The organism is Streptomyces sp. NBC_01237 (genome assembly GCF_035917275.1).
Lineage (GTDB): Bacteria > Actinomycetota > Actinomycetes > Streptomycetales > Streptomycetaceae > Streptomyces.
Map to the genome: position 1 here is coordinate 7,830,798 of NZ_CP108508.1, position 26,089 is coordinate 7,856,886.

Annotated in this window: 11 protein-coding genes; 1 reads left to right on the plus strand and 10 read right to left on the minus strand. The window is 68.7% G+C overall.

The annotated features are described in order from the left end of the window. Positions 1 to 12: 12 nt before the first annotated feature. Complete coding sequence (locus tag OG251_RS34600) at positions 13 to 15,612, minus strand: non-ribosomal peptide synthetase (protein ID WP_326680796.1); 15,600 nt, start codon at positions 15,610 to 15,612, stop codon at positions 13 to 15. A gap of 149 nt (positions 15,613 to 15,761) precedes the next feature. Further along, complete coding sequence (locus OG251_RS34605) at positions 15,762 to 17,492, minus strand: condensation domain-containing protein (RefSeq protein ID WP_326680797.1); 1,731 nt, start codon at positions 17,490 to 17,492, stop codon at positions 15,762 to 15,764. Positions 17,493 to 17,894: 402 nt separating this feature from the next. Here OG251_RS34605 and OG251_RS34610 point away from each other — a divergent pair, with 402 nt between their 5' ends. Then, on the plus strand, positions 17,895 to 18,113 hold the full coding sequence (locus tag OG251_RS34610; RefSeq protein ID WP_326680798.1) for an MbtH family protein: 219 nt from the start codon (positions 17,895 to 17,897) through the stop codon (positions 18,111 to 18,113). Between the two features lie 61 nt (positions 18,114 to 18,174). On the opposite strand, the gene OG251_RS34615 is transcribed toward OG251_RS34610, so the two are convergent. From OG251_RS34615 to asnB, 8 genes are all read right to left on the minus strand, one after another. Further along, the gene (locus OG251_RS34615; RefSeq protein ID WP_326680799.1) at positions 18,175 to 18,396 is read right to left on the minus strand and encodes a DUF6191 domain-containing protein; all 222 of its coding nucleotides are present in this window, start codon (positions 18,394 to 18,396) and stop codon (positions 18,175 to 18,177) included. A 331-nt stretch (positions 18,397 to 18,727) separates the two neighbouring features. Continuing rightward, the gene (locus OG251_RS34620; RefSeq protein WP_326680800.1) at positions 18,728 to 19,603 is read right to left on the minus strand and encodes an LLM class flavin-dependent oxidoreductase; all 876 of its coding nucleotides are present in this window, start codon (positions 19,601 to 19,603) and stop codon (positions 18,728 to 18,730) included. Between the two features lie 2 nt (positions 19,604 to 19,605). Then, positions 19,606 to 20,883 carry an MFS transporter gene (locus tag OG251_RS34625; protein ID WP_326680801.1) on the minus strand — a complete coding sequence of 426 codons (1,278 nt, stop codon included), beginning with the start codon at positions 20,881 to 20,883 and terminating at the stop codon, positions 19,606 to 19,608. A gap of 30 nt (positions 20,884 to 20,913) precedes the next feature. Further along, entirely contained in the window at positions 20,914 to 21,807 is an 894-nt protein-coding gene (locus OG251_RS34630) for a branched-chain amino acid aminotransferase (RefSeq protein ID WP_326680802.1), read from the minus strand. Continuing rightward, the gene (locus tag OG251_RS34635; protein WP_326680803.1) at positions 21,804 to 22,367 is read right to left on the minus strand and encodes a bacilysin biosynthesis protein BacA; all 564 of its coding nucleotides are present in this window, start codon (positions 22,365 to 22,367) and stop codon (positions 21,804 to 21,806) included. Before OG251_RS34635 ends, OG251_RS34630 begins: the two co-directional genes overlap by 4 nt. After that, positions 22,364 to 22,570, minus strand: coding sequence for a hypothetical protein (locus tag OG251_RS34640; RefSeq protein ID WP_326680804.1), 207 nt, complete (start codon positions 22,568 to 22,570; stop codon positions 22,364 to 22,366). The genes OG251_RS34635 and OG251_RS34640 overlap by 4 nt, the downstream gene beginning before the upstream one ends. Next, on the minus strand, positions 22,530 to 24,212 hold the full coding sequence (locus OG251_RS34645; RefSeq protein WP_326680805.1) for a DUF885 family protein: 1,683 nt from the start codon (positions 24,210 to 24,212) through the stop codon (positions 22,530 to 22,532). Before OG251_RS34645 ends, OG251_RS34640 begins: the two co-directional genes overlap by 41 nt. Positions 24,213 to 24,261: 49 nt before the next feature. After that, positions 24,262 to 26,085 carry an asparagine synthase (glutamine-hydrolyzing) gene (gene asnB / locus OG251_RS34650; RefSeq protein WP_326680806.1) on the minus strand — a complete coding sequence of 608 codons (1,824 nt, stop codon included), beginning with the start codon at positions 26,083 to 26,085 and terminating at the stop codon, positions 24,262 to 24,264. Between the last annotated feature and the right edge of the window lie 4 nt (positions 26,086 to 26,089).

Genomic DNA, 26,089 nt, shown 5'->3' on the forward strand with positions numbered 1-26,089 from the left:
GGGTCTCCCTACTCAAAAGCCCAGCTCGTCTTCGAATTCATCAATTTCGCTCTGACTCAACTCCAGCAAGGGCATATCGGAGGGGGTGCGCCCGCCGGCGTGCGGGTCCTGCGCGTGCTCGGCCAGGGCGGTCAGGGCGGTGACCCAGGCGTCGCCCAGGTTGCGGATGTCCTGCTCGTCCAGCAGTTGCCCGGCCCAGGTGCAGGTGATCGTCAACTGCGGCCCGTCCACGTGGTCATGGGTGATGGCGTTGATCTCCAGCGCATGGTGCAGCGGCATCCGCTCGTCACCGGCACCTTCGATCGCGGCGTTCTCCGCGGTCATGGCCCAGTCGGCGTCCTGGGGCGCGGCGAAGCGCCCCAGGTAGTTGAACGCGATCTGGGGCTGCGGCAGGGCCGCCAACTGCCGTGCCGTGTCCGGGTTGAGATGGCGGAGTACGCCGTAGCCGATGCCCGTTCCAGGCACGGTCCGCAGCTGCTCCTTGATGTGCTTGAGCGCCTCACCGGCGACAGCACCGTCCAGAGACCAGGAGCCGGTGGCGACCATGCCGAGGTCCAGGCGGGCGGGGTGGATGCTGGTGAACCAGCCCACGGTGCGGGAGAGGTCGATGCCCGGGGTGACTTCTTGGCGGCCGTGTCCTTCGAGGTCGACCAGGAGGGAGTGGTGTTCTTCTGGTTGCTTGGTCTGGCGCCATTGGGTGAAGGCGAGGGTGAGTGCGGTCAGCAGTACGTCGTTGATGCCGCAGGAGTAGAGGGCGGGCAGGGTCGTCAGCAGGGGTGTTGTGTCTGTGGTGGGCAGGGTCCATGTTGCGGAGGCGGCGGTGCTGAGTGTGTCGCGTTCCGGGTCCAACTCACGCTTGCCAAGGAGTGGTTCGGGCCCTTGGAGGAGTTCTTCCCACTGGGTGAGCTCGCCGGTGCGGGTGTCGCTCAGGGCGTTTTTGGTGAGTAGGTGTGACCAGCGGCGGAAGGAGGTGCCGGTGGGTGCCAGGGTGACTGGGTGTCCTTGGGTGACTGCGTGCCAGGCGGTGGTGAGGTCGGGCAGGAGGATGCGCCAGGAGACGCCGTCGATGACCAGGTGGTGGGCGACGAGGAGGAGTCGTCCTGGTGTGCTGGGGCCGGCGTCGAACCAGACTGCGCGGAGCATGACACCGGCGGTGGGGTCCAGGAGGTCCTGGGCTCGGCACATGCCCTCCGAGATCACGGAGGCCAGGTTCTCGGCCGCGACCTCTGACATGTCGACTCGCTCGATGCGCGAGTCCGCGTTCACCGAGCCGGGCTCGGGGATCTCCAGGTGCCTGTCTCCGACGGGCCCGGTCAGGCGGGCTCGCAGCACATCGTGGTGGTCCAACAGTGCCTGGAGTACGGAGGTCAGCTGTTCGCGTGATGTTTCCGCCGGGGCTCGCAGCACGACGGACTGCTGGAAGGTGCTGAAGCCGGTGCTGTCGACGTCGAAGGTGTGCATCACGGGGGTCAGTGGTGCGCTGCCGATACCGTGGCCGGTCTCGTTCGGTTCGGCGGTTGAGGCCATGTCCCGTGCAGTGTGGGCCAGTTCGGCGACTGTCTGGCACTGGAACACGTCTCGTGGGGTGATGATCAGTCCGGCTTCTCGTGCCCGGCTGACGAGCTGGATGGAGACGATGCTGTCTCCGCCGAGGTCGAAGAAGCTGTCGTCGATGCCGACGTGGCGGAGTCGGAGGACTTCGGCGAAGAGGTGGCAGAGGAGTTCTTCGCGGGGTGTGCGCGGTGCACGGTCTCCGACGGCGGTGGTGAAGTCGGGGGCGGGCAGAGCTTTGCGGTCCAGCTTGCCGTTCGACGTCAGCGGGAAGTGGTCAAGGATGATGACGGCTGAGGGGATCATGTACTCGGGCAGTGTGTCGGCGAGGGTGCGGCGGATGTCGGTGGGGTCGAGGGTGGTTCCTTCGGTGGGGACGGCGTATCCGACGAGGCGTTTTTCGCCGGGCTGGTCGGTGCGGACGATGGCGGTGGCCTGGGCGATGCCGGGGTGGGCGGACAGGGCGGTCTCGATTTCGCCGAGTTCGATGCGGAAGCCGCGGATCTTGACCTGGTCGTCGGCGCGTCCGATGTAGTCCAGTTGTCCGTCGGCGCGCCAGCGCACCAGGTCTCCGGTGCGGTACATGCGTGTCCCGGGTTCGCCGTACGGGTCCGCGACGAACCGCTCCGCCGTCAGGCCACGCCGGCCCAGGTAGCCGCGGGCCAGACCCGCACCGGCCGCATAGAGCTCGCCGGCCACGCCGACCGGCACCGGGCGCAGAGCCGCGTCCAGCACATACACCCGGGTGTTCATGATCGGACGGCCGATCGGAGGCTGCGCGCCTCCGGCCAGCGGTTCCGACATGGCGACGCACACCGTCGACTCGGTCGGACCGTAGGCGTTGATCATTCGCCGGCCCGGGGACCATTGGGCCACCAGCTCCCCGGACACCGCTTCACCGGCCACCACCAGCGTGCAGCCGTCGGGCAGTCCGACGCCTTCAGGGAAGGCGTGCAGCGCCGCGGGCGGCAGGGTCACATGTGTCACCCGCTGCCGGGAGAGCAACTGGGCGAGCTCCGGTCCTGCGAGCGGCCCTTCCGCCGGACCGAGCACCAGAGCGGCACCGGCCAGCAGGGTCGTGGCGAGTTCCGACACCGCGGCGTCGAAGCTGAACGAGGCGAACTGGAGCAGACGGCTCGACGCGTCGATTCCGAAACGCTCGATCTGCGCCACGGCCAGGCTGTGGATGCCGGTGTGGGTGACCGTGACGCCCTTGGGGCGGCCGGTGGAGCCGGAGGTGTAGATGACGTAGGCGGTGTTGCCGGGGTGGAGGGGGTGGGTGCGGTCGGTGTTGGTGGGGTTGCTGTCGCGGCACTCGGCGAGGGCGGCGGCGGTGTGTGGGGTGTCGAGCAGTATCTGGGGTGTGCTGTTCAGCGGGAGCTGCTGGGCGGTGGTGGAGGTGGTCAGCACGCGTATGGGTTGGGCGTCGTCGAGCATGAAGGCGACCCGGTCGGCCGGGTAGTTCGCGTCGACGGGCAGGTAGGCGGCTCCGGCCTTCACTACGGCCAGGACGGCGACGACCATGTCGACCGAGCGTGGTAGGGCCAGTGCGACGGTCTGTTCCGGGCCGACGCCCTGGTTGATGAGGAGGTGGGCCAGTCGGTTGGCCCGGTGGTTGAGGTCGGAGTAGGTGACCGACTCCTCGCCGAAGACGACGGCCGTCCGCTCCGGCGATCCCGCCACCACGGACTCGAACACATCCGCCAGGCATCGCAGTTCCGCATCACCGTGGGTGGAATTCCACTGCACCAGCATCCGGTGGCGCTCGTCGTCCGACAGAAGATCGATCCGGCCGATCAGCTCGTCCGGGTGTGTGGCGATCCTCTCCAGGATCAGCAGGAAGCGAGCGGCGGTGTCCGCGACCGTGTCCGCGTCGAGCTGATCGGGCCGATAGCCCAGCTTCAGCTGGAGTTCCCGGCCGGGCAGTACGGCGAGGCTCAGCGGGTAGTGCGTGGCGTCACGGCCCTCGGCCTTCACCAGGCGCAGCCCGTCCGTCGGCCCGGCGAGGTTCTCTGCGTCGAGGGGGTAGTTCTCGAAGACGGTGGTGGTGTCGAAGAGTTCTCCGATGCCGGCGGTCTGCTGGATTTCGGCGAGGCTGAGGTATTGGTGGTCCAGCAGGTCGGTCTGCTCGTGTTGTACGCGGGCGAGGAGGTCCAGGAGGGTTTCGGAGGAGTCCAGGCGTATGCGTACGGGGACGGTGTTGATGAACAGGCCGACCATCGACTCGATGCCGGGCAGCTCCGGCGGGCGGCCGGAGACGGTTGTGCCGAACACGACGTCGTCGCGGCCGGTGAGGGTGCCGAGGAGCAGTGCCCAGGCGCCTTGTATCAGGGTGTTCATCGTCAGACCACGGCTGCGCGCCCGCTCCTGCAAGGCTCCGGTCAGCTCCGCCGGGACCGATCGCAGCACCTGCTCCGGCGCGGTCGCGACGTCCCCCGACGCGCTCGGGACGAGGCGGCACGGCTCCTCCAGGCCGGACAGGGTCTTGGCCCACGCCGCCCTGGTCGCTTCCCGGTCTCTGGTCGCCAGCCACGACAGGTAGCCCCGGTACGGGGCCACGCGCGGCAGATCGGCGTCGTCACCGCCGCTGCCGTACAGCGCGAACAGCTCGTGTATGACCACCGGCATGGACCAGCCGTCGAGCAGGATGTGGTGGAAGGTGAGGACGAAGGTGTAGCGCTCTTCTTCGAGTCGGGCGAGTGCGAAGCGCAGCAGGGGCGGCTGCTTCATGTCGAATCGGCGCGCTGCCTGGTCCGCCACGACATCGTCGAGTCGGGCCGACCGGTCGTCGTCGGTGAAGGCTCGCAGATCCACTTCGTGCCAGGGCAGTTCCACCTCCGCCGGGATCACCTGGACCGGCTGGCCCGTGCCCCGTGTGACGAAGCCGGCGGAGAGGTTCGGGTGGCGTCGCAGCAGGGCGTCACCGGCCCATCGCAGGCGTTGTGCGTCCACCCGTCCTTCGAGCTCCAGGGCCAGCTGCACGACGTAGACGTCCGGGCCCTGCTCGTCGTAGACGGCGTGGAAGAGCAACCCCTCCTGAAGCGAGGAGAGCGGGAGGACGTCGGAGACCTTCGATTGCTCCTCGAAGTGGTCGATCTCCTGCTGCGTGACGGAGACCAGCGGGAGGTCCGAAGGAGTGCGCCCGCCGGCGTGCGGGTCCTGCGCGTGCTCGGCCAGGGCGGTCAGGGCGGTGACCCAGGCGTCGCCCAGGTTGCGGACGTCCTGCTCGTCCAGCAGTTCCCCGGCACAGGTGCAGGTGATCGTCAACTGCGGCCCGTCCACGTGGTCATGGGTGACAGCGTTCACGCTGACAACATGGGCGAGAGGCAAACGATCGTCCGCCCCGGCAGTCAGAACCTCCGCGTCGACGGCGACGGCCCAGTCGGCGTCCTGGGGTGCCGGGAAGCGGCCCAGGTAGTTGAATGCGATCTGAGGCTGGGGGAGCAACTCCAGCCGCTGCGCTGTGCGTGGATTGAGGTGGCGCAGCATGCCGTGGCCGATGCCGGTGTCGGGCACGCTCCGCAGCTGCTCCTTGACTCCCTTGAGAGCTGCACCCAAGGAGCTGTTCATGGTGCCGAGGTCCAGGCGGGCGGGGTGGATGCTGGTGAACCAGCCCACGGTGCGGGAGAGGTCCATGCCCGGGGTGATTTCTTGGCGGCCGTGTCCTTCGAGGTCGACCAGGAGGGAGTGGTGTTCTTCCCGTCCCTTGGCCTGGCGCCATTGAGTGAAGGCGAGGGCGAGTCCGGTCAGCAGTACGTCGTTGACGCCGCAGGAGTAGAGGGCGGGCAGGCTCGTCAGCAGAGGTGTCGTCTCCGCGGTGGGCAGGGTCCACCTTGCCGACGCGGCCGTGCCCAGTGTGTCACGCGCCGGATCCAACTCCCTGCTTCCCAGGGGAGGTTCGGGCTCATGGAGGAGCTTCTCCCATTGGGTCAGTTCGCTGATGCGGGCTTCGCTCCGGGCATCTTCGGTGAGTAGGTGTGACCAGCGGCGGAAGGAGGTGCCGGTGGGTGCCAGGGTGACTGGGTGTCCTTGGGTGACTGCGTGCCAGGCGGTGGTGAGGTCGGGCAGGAGGATGCGCCAGGAGACGCCGTCGATGACCAGGTGGTGGGCGACGAGGAGGAGTCGTCCTGGTGTGCTGGGGCCGGCGTCGAACCAGACTGCGCGGAGCATGACACCGGCGGTGGGGTCCAGAAGGTCCTGGGCTCGGCGCATCCCGGACGACAGCGCAGAGGCGAGCCCCCCGGCCTCCAGGTCCGACACGTCGACTCGCTCGATGCGCGAGTCCGCGTTCACCGAGCCGGGCTCGGGGATCTCCAGGTGCCTGTCTCCGACGGGCCCGGTCAGGCGGGCTCGCAGCACATCGTGGTGATCCAGCAACGCCTGTAGTACCGCGATGAGTTGCGGAAGGGAGGCACCTGCGGGGGCACGGACGACGACCGACTGCTGGAACGTGTCGAAGTCGGTGCTGTCGACGTCGAAGGTGTGCATCACCGGGGTCAGCGGCACACTGCCCACACCGTCCCTGGCCTCACCCGTACCAGCGGTCGGTGTCAGCTCCTTGGCCACCTCCGCGAGTTCTGCGGTCGTCCGGCACTGGAACACGTCTCGTGGGGTGATGATCAGTCCGGCTTCTCGTGCCCGGCTGACGAGCTGGATGGAGACGATGCTGTCTCCGCCGAGGTCGAAGAAGTTGTCGTCGATGCCGACGTGGGGGAGACCGAGGACTTCGGCGAACAGGTCGCAGAGGAGTTCTTCGCGGGGTGTGCGGGGTGCGCGGCCGTCCACGGCGGCGGCGAAGTCGGGGGTGGGCAGGGCCTTGCGGTCCAGTTTGCCGTTAGAGGTGAGAGGCAGCCGATCGAGGACGACGACGGCTGAGGGGATCATGTACTCGGGCAGTGTGTCGGCGAGGGTGCGGCGGATGTCGGTGGGGTCGAGGGTGGTTCCTTCGGTGGGGACGGCGTATCCGACGAGGCGTTTTTCGCCGGGCTGGTCGGTGCGGACGATGGCGGTGGCCTGGGCGATGCCGGGGTGGGCGGACAGGGCGGTCTCGATTTCGCCGAGTTCGATGCGGAAGCCGCGGATCTTGACCTGGTCGTCGGCGCGTCCGATGTAGTCCAGTTGTCCGTCGGCGCGCCAGCGCACCAGGTCTCCGGTGCGGTACATGCGTGTCCCGGGTTCGCCGTACGGGTCCGCGACGAACCGCTCCGCCGTCAGGCCACGCCGGCCCACATAGCCGCGCGCCAGACCCGCACCGGCCGCATAGAGCTCGCCGGCCACGCCGACCGGCACCGGGCGCAGAGCCGCGTCCAGGACATACACGCGGGTGTTGTCCATGGGGCGGCCGATCGGCACCGAGCGGATCTCGTCCGCGTCCGCGTCGGGGATTCGGTACGACGTGGTGAACGTCGTGTTCTCGGTGGGGCCGTAGCCGTCCACGATGCTGATGCCGGGGCATGCTCCCTGGACGCGGCGCACCGCGTGGGGGTCGACGACGTCGCCGCCCACCCAGAGTTCTCGCACACCGGCCAAGCTGCCGGGGCGCTCGCGTGCGATGAGGTTGAAGAGTCCGGCCGTGAGCCAGAGGCCGGTCACCCGGCCGTCGGCGGTCAGGTGCTCCAGTTCGTCCGCACCGAGGCTGGTCGCCGGGGCGACGACCACCTCGCCGCCGGACAGCAGGGGCGCCCAGATCTCGTACGTGGCGGCGTCGAACGAGTGCTTCGAGTGGAAGAGGACGCGGCGATGCGCCTCACCCTGCCAGCGCCGGTCGAGAGCCAGGTGGACTACTGCGGAGTGGGGGACCGCCACACCCTTGGGCTCACCCGTGGACCCCGATGTGTAGATCACGTACGCCGCGTTCTGGGCGTGGCCCGGGGCGCAGAACAGGGTCTGGTCGGCGGCCGGGGTCTCGTCGGTGCCCGGGGCGAGCAGCACGACGTCGTCGGACACGCCGCCCCGGTCTGAGCCGGACCGGTCGGTGAGGAGCACCCGGGCTCCGGTCTCCGCCAGCATGCGTTGTCTGCGGGCCTCGGGCTCGGCGGGGTCCAGGGGGAGGTATGCGCCCCCCGCCCTCAGCACCGCGAGCAGGGCGACGACGAGCGCGGGCGAGCGGTCGAGCAGCACGCCGACGACGTCTTCCGAGCCGACGCCGGCTTGAGCGAGCCGCCGGGCCAGGCGGGACGAACGCAGGTCGAGCTCGCGGTAGGTCAGGACGTCGTCGCCCTGTCGGAGCGCCACGGCCGACGGCGTACGAGCGGCCTGGTCGGCGAAGCAGCGCTGCAGTGTCCCGGCGGCTTCGGGAAGCCCATTGCCGGTCCGATTCCAGTCCTCGACGATCTGCCGGTGCTCCTCGTCCGTCAGGATGTCCATCCGCCCGATGGGGGCATCGGGGTCGGAGACGAGGGCTTCCAGTACACGGACGAAGCGGGCGGCGAGTGCCTCGGCGGTCTCCGGGTTGAAGAGTTCGCTCGCGTACTCCAGGAGCCCGTCGATCCCGCCGTGCCCGCCGGCGGCGTCGGTCCGCTCGACCAGACCGAAGGCGAGGTCGAACTTGGCCACCCCGGGCGCCAGGGCTTCCAGGCCGATCCGGAGGTCCGGCAGGTCGGCGCCGGGAGCCGGGTCGCCCTGCACGGTGAGGAGAATCTGGAACAGGGGGTGGCGTGCCAGGGAGCGGACGGGGTTGACGACCTCCACCAGGCGTTCGAAGGGGAGGTCCTGGTGGGTGTAGGCCGCGAGGTCGGTCTCGCGTACGCGCTCCAGGAGCTCGTGGAAGGTGGGGTCGCCGGACGTGTCCATGCGCAGCACGAGGGTGTTGACGAAGAACCCGACAAGGTCGTCGAGCGCGTCGTCGTTCCGTCCGGCGACGGGGCTGCCCAGGGGGATGTCGGTTCCGGCGCCCAGCCGGGTGAGCAGGGCGGCCAGTGCCGCCTGGACGGTCATGAAGAGGCTGGTGCCCGTGCGGCGGGAGAGCGCTGCGAGTTCCCGGTGGAGCCGGGGCGGCAGCCGGAAGGCGACGGTGTCGCCGTGATGGTCGGCAACGGCAGGGCGAGGCCGGTCGTAGGGCAGCGGGAGTTCCTCCGGCAACCCTGCCAAGGTCTCGCTCCAGTAGTGGAGTTGGCGTGCCGCCAGACTGTCCGGGTCCTCCTCGTCACCGAGCAGCTCGTGCTGCCACAGCGTGTAGTCCGCGTACTGCACCGGCAGGGCGGTCCAGTTGGGGGCCTCACCGCGGCAGCGGGCCTCGTACGCGGCGACGAGGTCGGCGAAGAGCGGGGCGACGGACTCGCCGTCGGCGGCGATGTGGTGGACGACGACGGACAGCACATGCTCGTCGTCGGCGGGCCGGAACAGCGCGACGCGCAGCGGGACCTCGGTGGCCAGGTCGAAGCCCTGACACGCGAACTCATGGAGGCGCTCGTCGAGTTCGCCCCCGTCGACGTGCTGGGCCACCGGAAGCCTCGTGTAGGCCTCGTCGACCTGCAACAGATGCTGGTGAGGCTTTCCGGACAGGTCGGGGAAGACGGTGCGCAGGCTCTCGTGCCGGGCCACGAGGTCTGCCAGGGCGGCATCGAGCGCGTGGTGGTCGAGCCTGCCGGACAGCCGCAGGGCGAAGGGGATGTTGTAGGTGGGGCTGGGGCCCTCCAGCTGATTGAGGAACCACAGTCTCTGCTGCGCGAACGACAGGGGCACGCGTTCGGGACGTTCCCGCCGTGTCAGCGGGATGCGGGTCTCGGCGCCGGTGTCAGACCGCTCCGCGAGTGCGGCGACGGTCGGGGCGTCGAAGAGAGTACGCAGGGGAATCTCGGCCCGAAGGGCGGTCCTGATGCGGCTGATGAGGCGGGTGGCCAGGAGAGAGTGCCCGCCGAGGTCGAAGAAGTTGTCGTCGATGCCGACGTGGGGGAGACCGAGAACTTCGGCGAACAGGTCGCAGAGGAGTTCTTCGCGGGGTGTGCGGGGTGCGCGGCCGTCCACGGCGGCGGCGAAGTCGGGGGTGGGCAGGGCCTTGCGGTCCAGTTTGCCGTTAGAGGTGAGAGGCAGCCGATCGAGGACGACGACGGCTGAGGGGATCATGTACTCGGGCAGTGTGTCGGCGAGGGTGCGGCGGATGTCGGTGGGGTCGAGGGTGGTTCCTTCGGTGGGGACGGCGTATCCGACGAGGCGTTTTTCGCCGGGCTGGTCGGTGCGGACGATGGCGGTGGCCTGGGCGATGCCGGGGTGGGCGGACAGGGCGGTCTCGATTTCGCCGAGTTCGATGCGGAAGCCGCGGATCTTGACCTGGTCGTCGGCGCGTCCGATGTAGTCCAGTTGTCCGTCGGCGCGCCAGCGCACCAGGTCTCCGGTGCGGTACATGCGTGTCCCGGGTTCGCCGTACGGGTCCGCGACGAACCGCTCCGCCGTCAGGCCACGCCGGCCCAGGTAACCCCGGGCCAGACCCGCACCCGACACATACAGCTCTCCGGCCACGCCCACCGGCAGCACCCGAAGACCCGCGTCCAGCACATAGAGGCGCGCGTTCGGAACGGGCCGCCCGATGGGCGGGCGCCCGCCCTCCAGCGGGCCCGCCATGGCCACACAGGCGGTCGCTTCCGTCGGACCGTAGGCGTTCACCATGCGGCGGCCCGGAGACCAGTGCGCTACCAGTTCCGCGGAGCACGCCTCGCCTCCGACCACGAGCGTCCGAAACTCCGGTCCGGCGACCCGGGGCAGGCCCGAGAGAACCGTCGGCGGGATCAGTGCGTGACTGATCCGGCGTTCCACGATCTCGGTGGCCAGCGCGTTGCCGACCAGCGGCCCCGGTGGCGGGACGACCAGGGTCGCCCCCGCGCTAAACGCCATGAGGATCTCCATCAAGGCGGCGTCGAAGCTGAAGGACGCCAGTTGCAGGACACGGCTCGTCGCGTCCACCGCGAACTGTTCGATTTCGGCGGTCACCAGGCTGTGGATGCCGGTGTGGGTGACCGTGACGCCCTTGGGGCGGCCGGTGGAGCCGGAGGTGTAGATGACGTAGGCGGTGTTGCCGGGGTGGAGGGGGTGGGTGCGGTCGGTGTTGGTGGGGTTGCTGTCGCGGCACTCGGCGAGGGCGGCGGCGGTGTGTGGGGTGTCGAGCAGTATCTGGGGTGTGCTGTTCAGCGGGAGCTGCTGGGCGGTGGTGGAGGTGGTCAGCACGCGTATGGGTTGGGCGTCGTCGAGCATGAAGGCGACCCGGTCGGCCGGGTAGTTCGCGTCGACGGGCAGGTAGGCGGCTCCGGCCTTCATCACGGCCAGGACGGCGACGACCATGTCGACCGAGCGTGGTAGGGCCAGTGCGACGGTCTGTTCCGGGCCGACGCCCTGGTTGATGAGGAGGTGGGCCAGTCGGTTGGCCCGGTGGTTGAGGTCGGAGTAGGTGACCGACTCCTCGCCGAAGACGACGGCCGTCCGCTCCGGCGATTCCGCCACCACGGACTCGAACACATCCGCCAGGCAGCCGGACGCCAGCTCGCGGTTCGTCGCGTTCCACTCGGAGAGGACGCGATGACGCTCGCCCTCGGTGAGGATGTCGATCTCGTCGACGTGAACGCCGGGGTCGGCGGCGACCTGCTCAAGGAGCCGGACGAAGCGTGCCGAAAGGTCCTCGGCGGTCTGCCGGTCGAAGAGGTCGTGCGCGTATTCGAGAAGTCCGCCGATGCCGTCGGGGGCGCCGTCCGGGCCTGTGTGCTCCGTCAGGGCGATCGAGAGGTCGAACTTCGCGACACCGAACGGAAGTGTCTCGACACCCACCGCGAGACCCGGGAGTTCGACCGTCGGCCTCGGCTGGTTCTGCACCGTGAGCATCACCTGGAAGAGCGGGTGCCGTGCCATGGAGCGGACGGGGTTGAGCACCTCCACCAGCCGCTCGAATGGGAGGTCCTGGTGAGCGAAGCCGGCCAGGTCGGCCTCCCGCACCCGCGTGAGGACATCGCCGAAGGAAGGGCTGCCCGAGGTGTCGACGCGCAGGACGAGCGTGTTCACGAAGAACCCGACCAGACCGTCGAGCGCCGCGTCGCTGCGCCCCGCGACCGGGCTGCCGATCGGGATGTCCGGCCCCGAACCCATCCGGCTGAGCAGAGTGCCGAGCGCGGCCTGCATCACCATGAACATGCTGGAACCGTTGGTGCGGGCGACCTCGGAGAGGCGCTGGTGCAGCTCCGGGCTCAACCGGAAGGAGAGCAGTTCCCCGCGCTGGCTCGCCACGGCCGGACGCGGCCGGTCGTGCGGCAGAGGCGTCTCCTCGGGCAGACCGGCCAGCGCCTCACGCCAGTAGCCGAGCTGGCGCGAGACCAGGCTGTCCGGGTCGCTCTCGTCGCCGAGCAGGGCGTGGTGCCACAGCGTGTAGTCGGCGTACTGCACCGGCAGGGCGGCCCAGGATGGTGCCGTACCAGCGCTCCGAGCGCGGTATGCATCAAGAAGGTCGGTAAGGAGCGGCGACACCGATTCGCCGTCCGCCGCGATGTGGTGAATCACCACCGCCAGTACGTGCTCGTCAGCGCCCAGACGGAACAGCCGGGCGCGCAATGGGGCCTCGACCGCGAGGTCGAATCCCTGGCGCACGACCTCGTCGAGGGCGCCCGACAGCTCAGCTTCGCCGGTCCGTACAGCCTCCGCCAGCCCCGGGAAGGCGACGGCCGGGTCCAGGACGACCTGGTGGGGGACACCGGAACGGTCGGGGAAGACGGTGCGCAGGCTCTCGTGCCGGGCCACGAGGTCTGCCAGGGCGGCATCGAGCGCGTGGTGGTCGAGCCTGCCGGACAGCCGCAGGGCGAAGGGGACGTTGTAGGTGGGGCTGGGGCCCTCCAGCTGATTGAGGAACCACAGTCTCCGCTGCGCGAACGACAGGGGAACCTCGTCCGGGCGATCTGCCGGGACCAGCTCGGGCCTGACCTCATCCGCGGGTTCGTCGAAACGCCCGGCGAGCGCGGCGACGGTCGGCGCCTCGAACAGTGCACGCAGCGGGATCTCGGTGCTGAGACCGGTCCGGATGCGGCTGATGAGGCGGGTGGCGAGGAGGGAGTGTCCGCCGAGTTCGAAGAAGTTGTCGTCGATGCCGACCCGGGGGAGCCCCAGCACCTCGGCGAACAGATCGCACAGCAGCTCTTCGCGGGGCGTGCGCGGAGCACGGTCCCCGACGACGGCGGCGAAGTCGGGGGCGGGCAGGGCTTTTCGGTCGAGCTTGCCGTTGGAGGTCAGGGGGAGGTGGTCGAGTACGACGATGGCGGAGGGGACCATGTGGTCCGGCAGTGATTCGGACAGTGCGTCGCGGATTTGGGTGGGGTCGGGTGTGTTGCCTTCGGTGGGCACGATGTAGCCGACGAGTTGTTGTTCGTCGCGGGCGACGGCGGCGGCCTGGGCGATGTCGGTGTGGGCGGCGAGGGCGGCTTCGATCTCGCCGAGTTCGATGCGGAAGCCGCGGATCTTGACTTGTTGGTCGGCGCGTCCGAGGTATTGGAGTTGTCCGTGGGTGTTCCAGCGGGCGAGGTCGCCGCTTCGGTACATGCGGGTGCCGGGGGTGCTGTAGGGGTCGGCGATGAAGCGTTCTGCGGTGAGTCCTGGGCGGTTGAGGTAGCCGCGGGCGAGGCCGGCTCCGGCGATGTAGAGCTCGCCGGTGGTTCCGGTGGGTGCCAGGCGCAGGTCTGCGTCGAGTATGTAGGCGCGCAGGTCGGGGATGGGTACGCCGATGGTGCTGAGCGTGCTGGTGGTGTGCGAGGTGTCCAGTGCGGTGTGGGTGACGTGCACGGTGGTCTCGGTGATGCCGTACATGTTCACCAGGATGGGTGTGTCCGGGGTGTGCCGTTCGTACCAGCTGGTGAGGCGGCTGGGGTCGAGGGCTTCGCCGCCGAACACCACATGCCGCAGGGCCAGTTCAGCGCCCAGGGTTGGTTCTTCCGCGTCTGCCTGTGCGAGTTGGTAGAAGGCTGAGGGGGTTTGGTTGAGGACGGTGACGTGTTCGCGGACGAGGAGGTTGAGGAAGTCTGCGGGGGTGCGGGTGGTGGTGTGGGGGACCACGGCCAGGCGCCCGCCGCGGAGCAGGGCGCCCCAGATTTCCCAGACGGAGAAGTCGAAGGCGTAGGAGTGGAAGAGGGTCCATACGTCGGTGTTGTTGAAGCCGAACCAGTGGTCGGTGGCGTCGAGGAGGCGCAGTACGTTTTGGTGGGGGATGACGACGCCCTTGGGGCGGCCGGTGGAGCCGGAGGTGTAGATGATGTAGGCGGCGTTGTCCGGGCGCAGGCCGATGTTCTGGGGGTTCGTTGCTGCCGCAGCCGCCAGTTCCGTCTGGGTCTGCGGGGCGTCCAGGAGAAGGACGGGCGTCTCGGACTCCGGCAGAGCGGAGGCTGCCGGGGACACCGTCACCAGGCGGGTGGGCCGGGCGTCGGTCAGGGTGTAGGTGAGACGGTCCGCCGGGTAGTCGGGGTCCAGCGGCAGATAGGCTGCCCCGGTCTTGAGTACCGCCAGGACACTGATCACGAGTTCGAGGGAGCGGGGCAGGGCGAGTGCCACGGTCTGTTCCGGGCCGACGCCCTGGCCGATCAGGAGGTGGGCCAGTCGGTTGGCGCGTTCGTTGAGCTCGGCGTAGGTCAGGGACTCGTCTTCGAAGGAGACCGCGACCGCGTCCGGCGTCTGGGCCGCGTGCTGTTCGAACACCGCCGGGATGCACCCGGGCTCCGTCTCCACACCGGGGCCGTTGAAGTCGACCAGCAGTCGCTGTCGCTCGGCTGTGGAGAGGACATCGACCCGTCCCACCCGCAGCGCGGGGTCGTCTGCTATCGCCCGCAGCACAGCCACAAAGCGCGACGCGATCTCCTCAACGGCCTCCCGGTCGAAGAGATCAGGGCGATAGGCCAGCTTCAGCTGAAGCTCCCGGCCCGGCACGACGGCGAGGGTGAGCGGGTAGTGCGTGATGCCGTCGCCGTACGCGGTGAAGGAAACGATGCTCAGGTCGTCGATGGCGTCGACGAACCCTTCCGCGTCGAGGGGGTAGTTCTCGAAGACGGTGGTGGTGTCGAAGAGTTCTCCGATGCCGGCGGTCTGCTGGATTTCGGCGAGGCTGAGGTATTGGTGGTCCAGCAGGTCGGTCTGCTCGCGTTGTACGCGGGCGAGGAGGTCCAGGAGGGTCTCGGAGGAGTCCAGGCGTATGCGTACGGGGACGGTGTTGATGAACAGGCCGACCATCGACTCGATGCCGGGCAGCTCCGGCGGACGCCCGGAGACCGTCGCGCCGAACACGACGTCGTCACGGCCCGTCAGCGCCCCGAGCAGCAGCCCCCAGGCGCCCTGCACCACCGTGTTCATCGTCAGACCACGGCTGCGAGCCTGCTCCTGCAACAGTGCGGAAATGTCTGCGGGAAGCGTCTGGACGATCTGCTGGGGAGCCGTCGCCGCCGCGCGTGCGGAATCCCCGGGGACAAGGCGGCACGGCTCCTCCAGACCGGACAGGGCCTCGGTCCACACCGCACTGCTCTCCTCGCGGCCGTGCCCCGAGAGCCAGGCGAGATACGTCTTGTACGGTGCCGCGTCCGGCAGACCGGTGTCGTCACCGGCGCTGTCGTACAGCGCGAACAGCTCACGCATCAGCACGGACACCGACCAGCCGTCCACGAGGATGTGGTGGACCGTGAGGATGAAGGTGTAGCGCTCTTCTTCGAGTCGGGCGAGTGCGAAGCGCAGCAGGGGCGGCTGCTTCATGTCGAATCGGTGTGCTGCCTGGTCCGCCACGACATCGTCGAGTCGGGCCGACCGGTCGTCGTCGGTGAAGGCTCGCAGGTCCACTTCGTGCCAGGGCAGTTCCACCTCCGCCGGGATCACCTGGACCGGCTGGCCCGTACCGCGCATGACGAAGCCGGCGGAGAGGTTCGGGTGGCGTCGCAGCAGGGCGTCACCGGCTGACCGCAGGCGTTGTGCGTCCACCCGTCCTTCGAGCTCCAGGGCCAGCTGCACGACGTAGACGTCCGGGCCCTGCTCGTCGTAGGCAGCGTGGAAGAGCAACCCCTCCTGCAACGGAGACAGAGGAAGGATGTCAAGGAATCCCCGCTGCATTGCAAATACCTCTCTCATGACCTTCGTGCGTTACGGGCGGTGATACGGGTGTGACGGGTGGCAGCGCGACGGGCGCAGGCCGACGAGATCCGGGCACGCGATGTCGGCGTCGCGTGCGATAGCCAGGGACGCTCGTGGAACAGCGGAGCGGAGACGTCAGGTCGCGCTCAGAGACTCAGCTGCTGGGCGATGTCATCGATCTCCGACTGGTCGAGGGAGACCAGCGAGAGGTCCGAAGGGGTCCGCCCGCCGGCGTGCGGGTCCTGCGCGTGCTCGGCCAGGGCGGTCAGGGCGGTGACCCAGGCGTCGCCCAGGTTGCGGACGTCCTGCTCGTCCAGCAGTTCCCCGGCCCAGGTGCAGGTGAACGTCAACTGCGGCCCGTCCACGTGGTCCTGAGCGGCAGCCGTGAGGCGCAGGGCGTGGCGCAGGGGCATCCGCTCGTCACCGGCGCCTTCGATCGCGGCGTTCTCCACGGTCATGGCCCAGTCGGCGTCCTGGGGCGCGGAGGACCGGCCCAGGTAGTGGAACGCGATCTGGGGCTGCGGGAGCTTCTCCAGCCGCTGCGCGGTGTGTCGGTTGAGGTGGCGCAGCATGCCGTAGCCGATGCCGGAGTCCGGCACGGATCGCAGTTGCTCCTTGACCTTCTTGAGGGCCGTGCCGACCGAGGTGTCGGTGCCCGCGTCCAGCCGGACCGGGTGGACGCGGGTGAACCAGCCCACCGTCCGGGAGACATCCACACCCGCGGTGATCTCCTGGCGGCCGTGTACCTCCAAGTCCACCAGGAGCGACTGGTGTTCTTCCCGCCCCTGGGCCCGTCGCCACCGGGCGAAGGCGAGCGCGAGTCCGGTGAGCAGGATGTCGTCGACGCCGCAGGAGTACATCGAGGGCAGGCTCGTCAGCAGAGGGACTGTCTCCGAGGCGGGCAGGGTCCATGTTGCCGTCCCGGCCGTGCCCAGCGTGTCACGGGTGGCGCACAACTCCCGGCTGTGCAGCAGCGGTTCGGAGCCCTTCAGAACCCTGGCCCAGTAGGGGAGGTCCTTGACGCGGGCAGGGTTCTGAGCCTCTTCGTCCAGGAGCTGCGACCAAGCGCGGAATGAGGTGCCCGTCGGGGCCAGGTCGACCGGGCGTCCCTGGGTGACCGCTTCCCAGGCCGCGGGCAGGTCGGGCAGGAGGATGTGCCAGGAGGCACCGTCGATGACGAGCTGGTGGGCGACGAGCAGCAGCCGTCCGGGTGCCCCGGGGCCGGCGTCGAACCAAACCGCGCGGAACATCACCCCGGCGGCCGGATCCAGCAGGTCCTGGGCCCGGCGCATACCTTCCGACACCACGGAGGCCAGACCATCGGCGTCGACGTCCGACGCCAGGGCGACGCGCTCGATGCACGCGGCGGCATCGACCGAGCCGGGCTCGGGAATCTCCAGGTGCCTGTCTCCGACAGGCCCGGACACGCGGGCACGCAGTACGTCATGCTGGTCCAGCAACGCCTCTATCACAGTGGTGAGTTGGGGAAGCGAGGCACCTGCCGGGACCCGCACCACGACCGCCTGCTGGAGCGAGTCGACACCCATACCGTCGATGTCGAAAGCGCGCATCGCCGGGGTTGGGGACGCACTGCCCACACCGTCCCCGGCCTGCCCCGCACCGCCGTCACCCTGCCTGGCGTCGGCGCCTGCGGACGGCGCCACCTCCCGTGCTACGCTGGCCAGTTCGGCCACACTCTGGCAGCGGAACACATCACGCCGGGTGATGACCAGCCCGGCTTCCCGTGCCCGGCTGACCAACTGCATGGCCGTGATGCTGTCTCCGCCGAGGTCGAAGAACCTGTCGTCGACATCAACTCGGGCCCGCCCCACCAAATCGGCCACGATTCGGCAGAGCAGCCCCTCAGGCGTGTGCATGCTGTCATTCCCCCGTATCACGCTGATCCCCTGTCAAGTCCCGGTAGATCTCAATCCGGGAATGGCTTTCACAAGTCGGGATCGTACGTACTCCGAAGTGGAGAGGTGAATCGTCCCATCGACGCGTTTCGTGATCATCTCCTCCAGTCGGAGGGGAACCCGGGGGCTAATTCTCGCCGTCGGGATACCGAACGAATCCGGCCAGAGATGGCAGGCGGAGAACGCTCCACGGGTGGCCCTCATCTCCTCCTGTCGGAGGGGGAGGGGGGATTACAGGTCCTCCGACGGTACGAGAGGAATCTTCCGTGCCACGGCTGAAGGATTTACCGCCGCGCTGAGCGGCCATAGCCTGAGCCTGGCACAACGGAATCAGATTCAGAATCAGATGCTGTGGAGATGTTGATGACGAACCCTTTTGAGAACGACGACACGCACTACCTGGTGCTGCTGAACGATGAGGGGCAGTACTCCCTGTGGCCCGCCGCCAACGACGTTCCGGTCGGCTGGGCCGTCGCGAAACATGCGGACAAGCGGGCCGCATGCCTGGAGTTCGTGGAGCAGCACTGGACGGACATGCGGCCGAAGAGCCTGGCCGTGGCCATGGGTGACGCCGCTCATTGACCGGTTCGGTCACCTCGACCTGCCCGCCCGGGCTCACACCCGGGCTGTCGGCACCCGTGTACTAGTTCTGTTTGTCGCTGTCGGCGGGGCGACGTACCACGAATGATGCCCGCCCCGAATCAAGGTCCAGCGGCGGGGCGGCGTCACCGTCGTCCTGCTTGGTCAGCCGCTGCCGTTGGACCTCTTCGCTGACATGCCGCTGAGACGGATGGAACACTTCGAGGACTTCGAAGTTTCCGGCGAATCCTGAGGATTCGCGACGCCTCCGGTTGATCCAGCGCACGAACCATACTCCCACCAGAAGAAACAGGGGGAAGGCGGAAAACATAATCCACGTACCTAACATGCGCATAGCCTCCAGCCGCTCTTTTCGAGCGGCCAGCCTACCTGACAGGTCTCTCGCATGTCGCCACAGCCCGTAGCCGTGGGTGTTCGATCCGGACGGATCGGCTAAGGGCTGTCCCGCAATTCCTGGCGGATGTGCGACGACGGCTCCGGCACCTCGCCGCGTTGTCGAAACGTCCACATAAATCCAGTATGTGGACGTCCCTTCGGCTTGCGATGCACCGCATCTGACGCCGCACGTTGTTCCACCAGGAATTGTGGGACAGCCCTCAGGGAAGCACAACGGTCGCTATATGTTCCAGCACTTTCATATCTCCATGGTCTCTGGCCGTCCCGTCGGGGAATGGAACCACCAGGTCGGTGACGCCGGCGTCCCGGTATTGCGTTGCCACTTCGATGAATGTGTCTACCGATTCGAGGATCGATCGGTCCTGGCCGAGGTGCACGAGCTTGCGAAGAGTGCTCGGATCCCGATTCTCGCCCGTGCAGATGCGCGAGAGCCGGCTGATCTGCTCTCGCACCAGGCCGGGAGAAGCTCTCGGTGCGATTACGCCGGGCTTGGGGGAGTGCCCGTTGGTCACCCAGATGTCGGCATGCCGGGCGGCCGTCCGCATGCCTCGCGGGCCGGTGGCGGCGACGGCGACCGGCACTCGCGCGCGCGTCAGGCCATCCGGATCGATGCAGGCTTCCTTGGCCCGGTAATACCGACCCGCGTAGTCGGTGGTCGACGTACGGAGCAGCTTGTCCGTCAGCTCGACGAACTCCTGGAACCTCGCGGACCGCTCGGCCGCCGACCACGGAGCGTTCCCCGTGACCTCTGCGTCTACGCCACCCGAGCCGGCTCCAAGACCCAGGATGAAACGCCCGTCCGACAGATCGTCCAGCGTCACAATCTCTTTCGCGAAAGGCACGGGGTGGCGGAAGTTGGGCGAGGACACCAAGGTTCCCAATTGGATTCTCTCGGTGATTCCCGCAGCGGCCGCGAGCGTGGGCATCGCCGCATACCAGGTGGACCCCATGCGCTCGCGCCAGGCCACATGGTCGTACGTCCACGCATGCTCGAAGCCCATCTCTTCGGCGAGGCGCCAGGCATGCCTAGCGGCTTTCCAGTGCTCTGACGGGAGAATGCGCACTCCGACACGCATGCCTACCTCCGGCGGTCGGGCTCGGGCAGGGGAGGGGTGTTGATTTGCTCGGGCAGTTCGCGCATGGTGCGCAGCGGGGACAGGAAGTTCGGAATGATGCTCAGCGTCATCCCCACGACACCGATCCACAGCGTGGTCTTCGCTCCGAAAGCTGAGCCCGAGACCCCGCCCAGAAAGCCGCCGAGCGGAATGCCACCCCAGGACACGAACCGGGCCGTCGCGCTCATGCGGCCCAGGAGATGATCCGGCGTGAGGGCCTGCTGGAAGCTCGACTGAGCCACCACACGGACCACACCGCCCATCGAGAGCGAGGCGAGCCCGACGGCGGCCACGTACACGCTCCAGCCCGGCTGAGCCATCGGCATCAACGCCGTCAGCGGACACGTGACCAGGGGCGCGATCCAGATGACCGGGCCGTGCCCGACCCGCCGGGAGATCCTGGTGGCCAGTAGCGCACCCAGCAGGGCACCGCACCCCATGCCCGACAGGACGAGTCCGATCTCGAAGGAGTCGAGGCCGATCTCCCTCTTCAGGAAGACGAGCAGCATGGCTTGATACATGACCAGGAAGAGATTGAAAATTCCGTCCCCCAGAACGATCGCGCGCAGCGCGGGATACTTGAGGACGAACCTGAGCCCTTCCTTGATCTCCCGGCCCAATTGCGGGCGCTCGCTGGGCTCCGGCTTCTGCTCGCGGGCCCGGATGCTCATCGCGAGCAGACCCGACATGGCCATCCCGATCGAGCTCGCCAGGACTGTCGCGGGGGCTCCGACCCACCCCACCATCGGCCCCGCGATCGAGGGCCCACTGATGCTGGATACGGAGCGGATCGCCGAGAGTTTCGAGTTCCCCTCGACGAGATGGCTTCGTCCCACCAGATGTGGGAGGTAGCTGATGTAGGCGACGTCGAAGAAGACGGTCAGAATCCCGTGGAACAAGGCGACGGCGTAGAGCCACCAGATCGTCAGCAGGTCCGTCGACCAGGCCACCGGGATCGTCACGAGCGCCAGAGACCTTGCTATATCGGTGCTGATCAACACCGACCGCTTCCGCATACGGTCCACCCACGCCCCCGCCGGCAGCCCGACCAGGAGGGAACCCGCGGTGGTCATTGTGGTCAGCAGCCCGACCTGGAACTCATCGGCGTCCAGCGCCATGATGGCCACCAGCGGAAGGGCCAGAAAGATGATGCGATCACCCAGCTGGCCGAGCGCGGTGGCCGCGAACAGGCGGCCGAAGTCCGGATCCCGCAGGAGTCCGAGGCGAGAGGATGTTGGCATTCAAGTACCTACTTAGGGGGATCGTAGAGGTTACGCCATGACCTGGTGTACCAGGCGGCCGTAGGCCTCCACCACGGCATTGGTCGTCTTGCCCGTCCGGTACTCATGCTGATCGATCGACCGCACGGGCTGGATCTCGTATGCCGTGCCGGTGAGGAAGCACTCGTCGAACCCGCCGAGTTCCTCGGGTCGGACGTGCCGTTCCACCACCGGGATCCCGAGGTCGCCCGCCAGGTCGAGCACCGTCGCGCGTGTGATGCCGGCGAGGAAGCAGTCCGGCACGGGCGTGTGCAGAGTCTCCCCGGCCACGAGAAAGAGGTTGGCCCCGGTGGCCTCCGTGACCTGGCCGCGGTAGTCGAGCAGCAGTGCGTCGTCGTAGCCGAGCCGATGGGCCTCATCGCGTGCGAGGGTGCAGATGTTGTACAGGGAAGCCGCCTTGGCCCGAACCGGTGCCGTGTCCGGTGAGGGCCGGCGCCAGCGCGAGGTGCCCAACCGGATGCCCCGCTCCTTGGCCTCGGCCGAGAAGACAGGGGGCCACTCCCAGGTGGCGATGGCGACATGAACGGATGCGTCCCCGCCGGCCACGCCGATGTGCTCGCTGCCACGCCATGCCACCGGTCGGATATACCCGTCGTCGATTCCCTGCCGACGGACGACCTCAAGCGTCGCATCCATCAACTCCGCCTCGGTGAAGGGCAGTCGATAGCCCAGCTCCCGAGCCGATTTGTGGAGCCGTCGGGTGTGCTCGGCCAGCTTGAAGACATGGCCGTCGTAGACGCGTTCACCCTCGAAGACGCTGCCGCCGTAGTGGAGGCCGTGCGTGAGGACGTGCAGTCGGGCGTCCCGCCAGGGGACGAACAGGCCGTCGAGCCAGATGACGCCGTCGCGGTCGTCGAGAGCGGAACCGCTCGCCACGTTCGTCACCGCGGAACTCCGGCGCTCTCCAGGCGGTCCTGCGCCGTGTCCAGTCCGCACACCTGGTGGATGGTGAAGACCATGGGCACCGGGCCGAAGTCCTGCAGGACCCGCAGCCCGTTCCGCTCCGCCGCGACGACGGTCGTGACGCACCCGTCGGTGAGGCCGGCCGCGCAGTCGATGGCCGCCTGCGCATTGCTCAGCACCAGCCGGGCTTCGGCACCATCAGGGACCAGCCCCACCGGGGCCGGATGGGTGGCGACGGTACGAGGAGCCTCCGCTCCCGCACTGGCCAGCACCATGTTGTGGGTCGGCATGACGAAGCTGTCGACCATGTGCAGTCGGTGCAGGTTCCCGAAGGTCAGCGTGTGCAGTGCCGGATAGACCGCACAGGCCACCAGGGCGTGTTCCCCGTCGTCGGGCACCGCTTCGAGGGCGGTTTCCAACGATGCGTGGAGCTCGACGTTGCCGTCGATACCGCGTCTGTGCAGCCATTCATGAGCCGCGGATTCCAGGTTGGTGCCGTGCGGGCCGAGGGTGTGGAGGTACCGAATGCGGTTGGTGTTCATGTCCTGCGCCTCTCGTTGGAGTAATTCGAATCGGGTGCCTCGGCGCGTTTGAGACGCTTCGACGCGAGCGCGTGGATCGCCACCGAACCGCCGGCCAGGCCCGCGAGGATTCCGGCGTGCCAGTGCGACCTGCTCCCGTTGTCCGGTCCTGCGCCGTCCTCGTCACCCCTCAGCAGCTTCCGCCAGGCCGACAGCAGACGCACCTCGGTCACCTCCCCGTCGTTGAGCCGCGTCCAAGTGGCTTCGGTCGTCGAGCAGTTCCCAGCGCTGGAGGGCGAAGGGAACGTTGCCGTCGCGCCACAGTCGGCCCAGGAAGGCATCGAGCCGGAAGCCCTCGCCCCGGCGCCGCGCCGCGTCGGCGAGAAGGCCATGGATCTGGATCTTCCCGGTGAGGTAGCTCAGCCCCTGCCCCGGATGCCCGGCGAAGAAGGCCGCCTCCTCCCAGGCCGTGCCGGGATCCAGGGGAACCTGCTCGGCGAGCCTTGCGGCGGCCTGCTCCAGGGTGAGTTCGCCGACGGCCAGGGCGATGTCGACCTCCACCCGCAGAGCCCGCAGGCGCATCGCGTTCACCAGAAACAGGGCGCTCGTCGGAGTGCCGTCGAACAGCCCCGCCTGCAGAGCGAGTTCCTCGGCGTGAAAGGCGATGCCCTCGTTGGCCGCCGAGTCGTAGTAGTGGCGCCGCAGTGGATCGGGGTGGCGCCAGGAGAGCGCCGCCTGCCAGGCGTGCACGCCCTCGTGGACGATGCCCACGCGCGGATCGTAGGCCTCGACCCGCTGGAAGTAGGGCAGGTCCGCCCGGGGCGGACGCAGATACCGCAAGGCGTCATCGCCGGGGCGGCGCGCCGAGGCGATGTAGTGCGGAACGCCGAGCCACGTGAGCGGTTCCAAGTAGGCGGGCATGGGGGTATTGCGGTAGTGGCGCAGGTCGTCAGGCAGGTCGATGATGCCTTCGCGGCGCAGCAGGGCCCTGACGTCCTGCTCGTCTGTGCGCTGCCGTTCGACCTGTCGCGCCGTGTCGGCGAAGGGGGGCGGCTCGGGCAGGTCCCGGTGCCGGCGACGCAGCATGACCTCGGCCGCGGCGGTGCGGGCGTACTCCTGGCGGCCCATGTCCAGCAACTGCCGCATCGAGTACGGCAGCAGGGCCACATGGTGCAGGAAGTAGCGGAAGGCCTCCGGGCCGACGCTGATCGGCGCCCCGAAACCGGGCAGGTGCTCCCGCAGCCATTCCCGGAAGCCGACGAGTGCGCGCTGTGCCCCGCCCGTTGCGGCGGCGAGCTCTTCCGTCCGCGCGGTCGGCAGGAACGGACCGAGTGCCGTCATGGCCGTACCCAGCGCCTTGTCGGCGGTGTCGAGCAGGCGCAGCGCGTACCGGGCGAACGGGCCCGCCGCGTGCCCGGTGAGGTTGCGCCTCGCCTGCTCCAGAACGTCCGGCACATGGCCGAGGAGCGCCACGATCTCCCGGCCGCGCGTGCCGGGCCACGGAGGTGGCTGAAGAAGCAGGTTGTAGAGGGGCACCAGGGCCTGGTCGAGGTAGAAGCAGGGATTGCGGCGCCAGTCGCGCAGCAGGTCCAGCTCCCAGTGCACCCGGGCGAGCGCGGAACCCAGCAGGGTCGCGTCGACCCGGGTGGCGACCGGTTCCCCGCCAACCTTCAGGTCGCCGTGGCGCTGCGTGAACCCGGCCAGGGCCCGGCGCCGTTCCGCGATCGCGTCGGGTGACCAGTCGGCCAGCAGGCCTGCCGGTCGTTCGATCCGGGTGACATCGTCGTGGGAGTCGGGCTGGGTGGCCGTACGCCATGCCCAGAACTCCTCGGCCAGCCCGCCGAGTTCGGTGCTGCCACCGCTCATCGTCGTCTCCTCGCTCTCGATCCGTGGGAGGCCCGGGCAAGTCGGGTCCTCATGCGGTCAACGAGACGTTGTAACCGCGCATCCAGCGATCCACCTCGATCAGGGGCAGCAGCAGATGCAGGTTGTCGGCCATGGTCATCATCCGGCCCTGCCCGGCGGCCAGTTCCCGCACCCTGGGCACGTCGAGCAGCCCGGCGAGCGGTGAGTCGCCGTCGTCCAGCACGGCGTCCAGCGCGGCACGGACCGTCTTGGCGTGGGCCGGCGAGAAGGTGGCGGGGTAGGCGCTCTTGCGGCGTTCGAGCACCTCGGCCGGGAGCAGGTCGGCGACAGCGGCGCGCAGCAGGCTCTTCTCCCGGCCGTCGGCGAACTTCATCTTCCAGGGCACGTTCCACACGTACTCAAGGAGCGTGTGATCGCAGAACGGCACCCGCACCTCCAGGCCCACGGCCATGCTCATCCGGTCCTTGCGGTCCAGGAGATAGACCAGCGGCCCCTGGAGGCTCAGATACAGCACCTCGCGCATCCGGGCCTGAAGACCTGACTCGCCCGGCAGACGCGGGACACGGGCGCGGAGCGTGGCATAGCGGTCGCGTTCGTCGTCGTCCGGGCGGATCCGGGCCCGGACGTCGGGTGCCAGGCAGTCGGTGAGCCGGGGGCTGTTGCCGAGCCAGGGGAAGGTGTCACCCCAGACGGTGTCCTGATCGAAGAACCAGGGGTACCCGCCGAACACCTCGTCGGCCGCCTCCCCGGACAGGGCGACCGTGGACCGCTCCCGGATCGCCCGGAAGAGCAGGTACATGGAGGAGTCGAACTGGCCGAGGCTGGGCGTGTCCCGGGCGAGCAGCGTCTCCGGTACGACCCCGGGGAGCGCTTCCGGGTCGAGCATGAGCGAGGTGTGCTCGACACCCAGGTGTGCGGCGGCCGCCAGGGCGAAGGGGGTGTCGCGTTCGGGGCGCAGGGCGGTGGCGCGGAAGTCGTCGTCGGCGCCCTGGAAGTCGACGGAGAAGGAGCGCAGTCCCGGCGGCTGGTGTGCGGCGGCCAGCGCGGTGATCGCCGACGAGTCCAGGCCGCCCGACAGCAGCGTGCACAGTGGCACGTCCGCTACCAGCTGGTGAACGACGACGTCCTCCAGGATTTCGCGGACCCGGGCCGCGGTGGTCGCGGTGTCGTCGTGGTGCTCCCGGCTCACCAGCCGCCAGTAGGGAGACTCGTGCCCGCCCGCCCGGTCGAAGCGCACCAGGTGGCCCGGCTGCACCTGACGCAGATCCGTGAAGGGCGTCTCCCAGGGCATGGACAGGCGGGGGTTGAACAGAATGGGAAGCTTGTCCTCGCTGGTGCGGGCCGTGAACAGCGGGTTGGCCAGGATCGCCTTGGGTTCGGAGCCGAAGAGCAGACCCCCGTCGTAGACGTGGTAGTACAAGGGCTTCACGCCGAGCCGGTCGCGCACCAGGAGCAGTTCCTCGCGGCCGGCGTCCCAGATCGCAAAGGCGAACATCCCCGTCAGGTGGTCGACGAAGGCCGCACCCCACTCCAGATAGGCATGCAGCAGCACCTCGGTGTCGGACACAGTCTCGAACCGGTGCCCGCGTGCCGTCAACTGGGCCCGCAGCTCACGGAAGTTGTACACCTCGCCGCTGTACGTCAGCACCACCGGCGCCCCGGTCGAGCGCGGGTGCACCACCATGGGCTGCTTGCCGCCCTCCAGGTCGACGATGGCAAGACGCCGGTGCCCGAGGGCGACGTGCGGGGCGAGCCACACTCCGTCCGAGTCCGGGCCCCGCCGGTGCAGGGAAGCTGTCATCGCCTCCACGGTCTGCCGTTCCAGGGTGAGGTCCCGGGAGAAGTCGATCCAGCCGGCAATGCCGCACATCATGCGC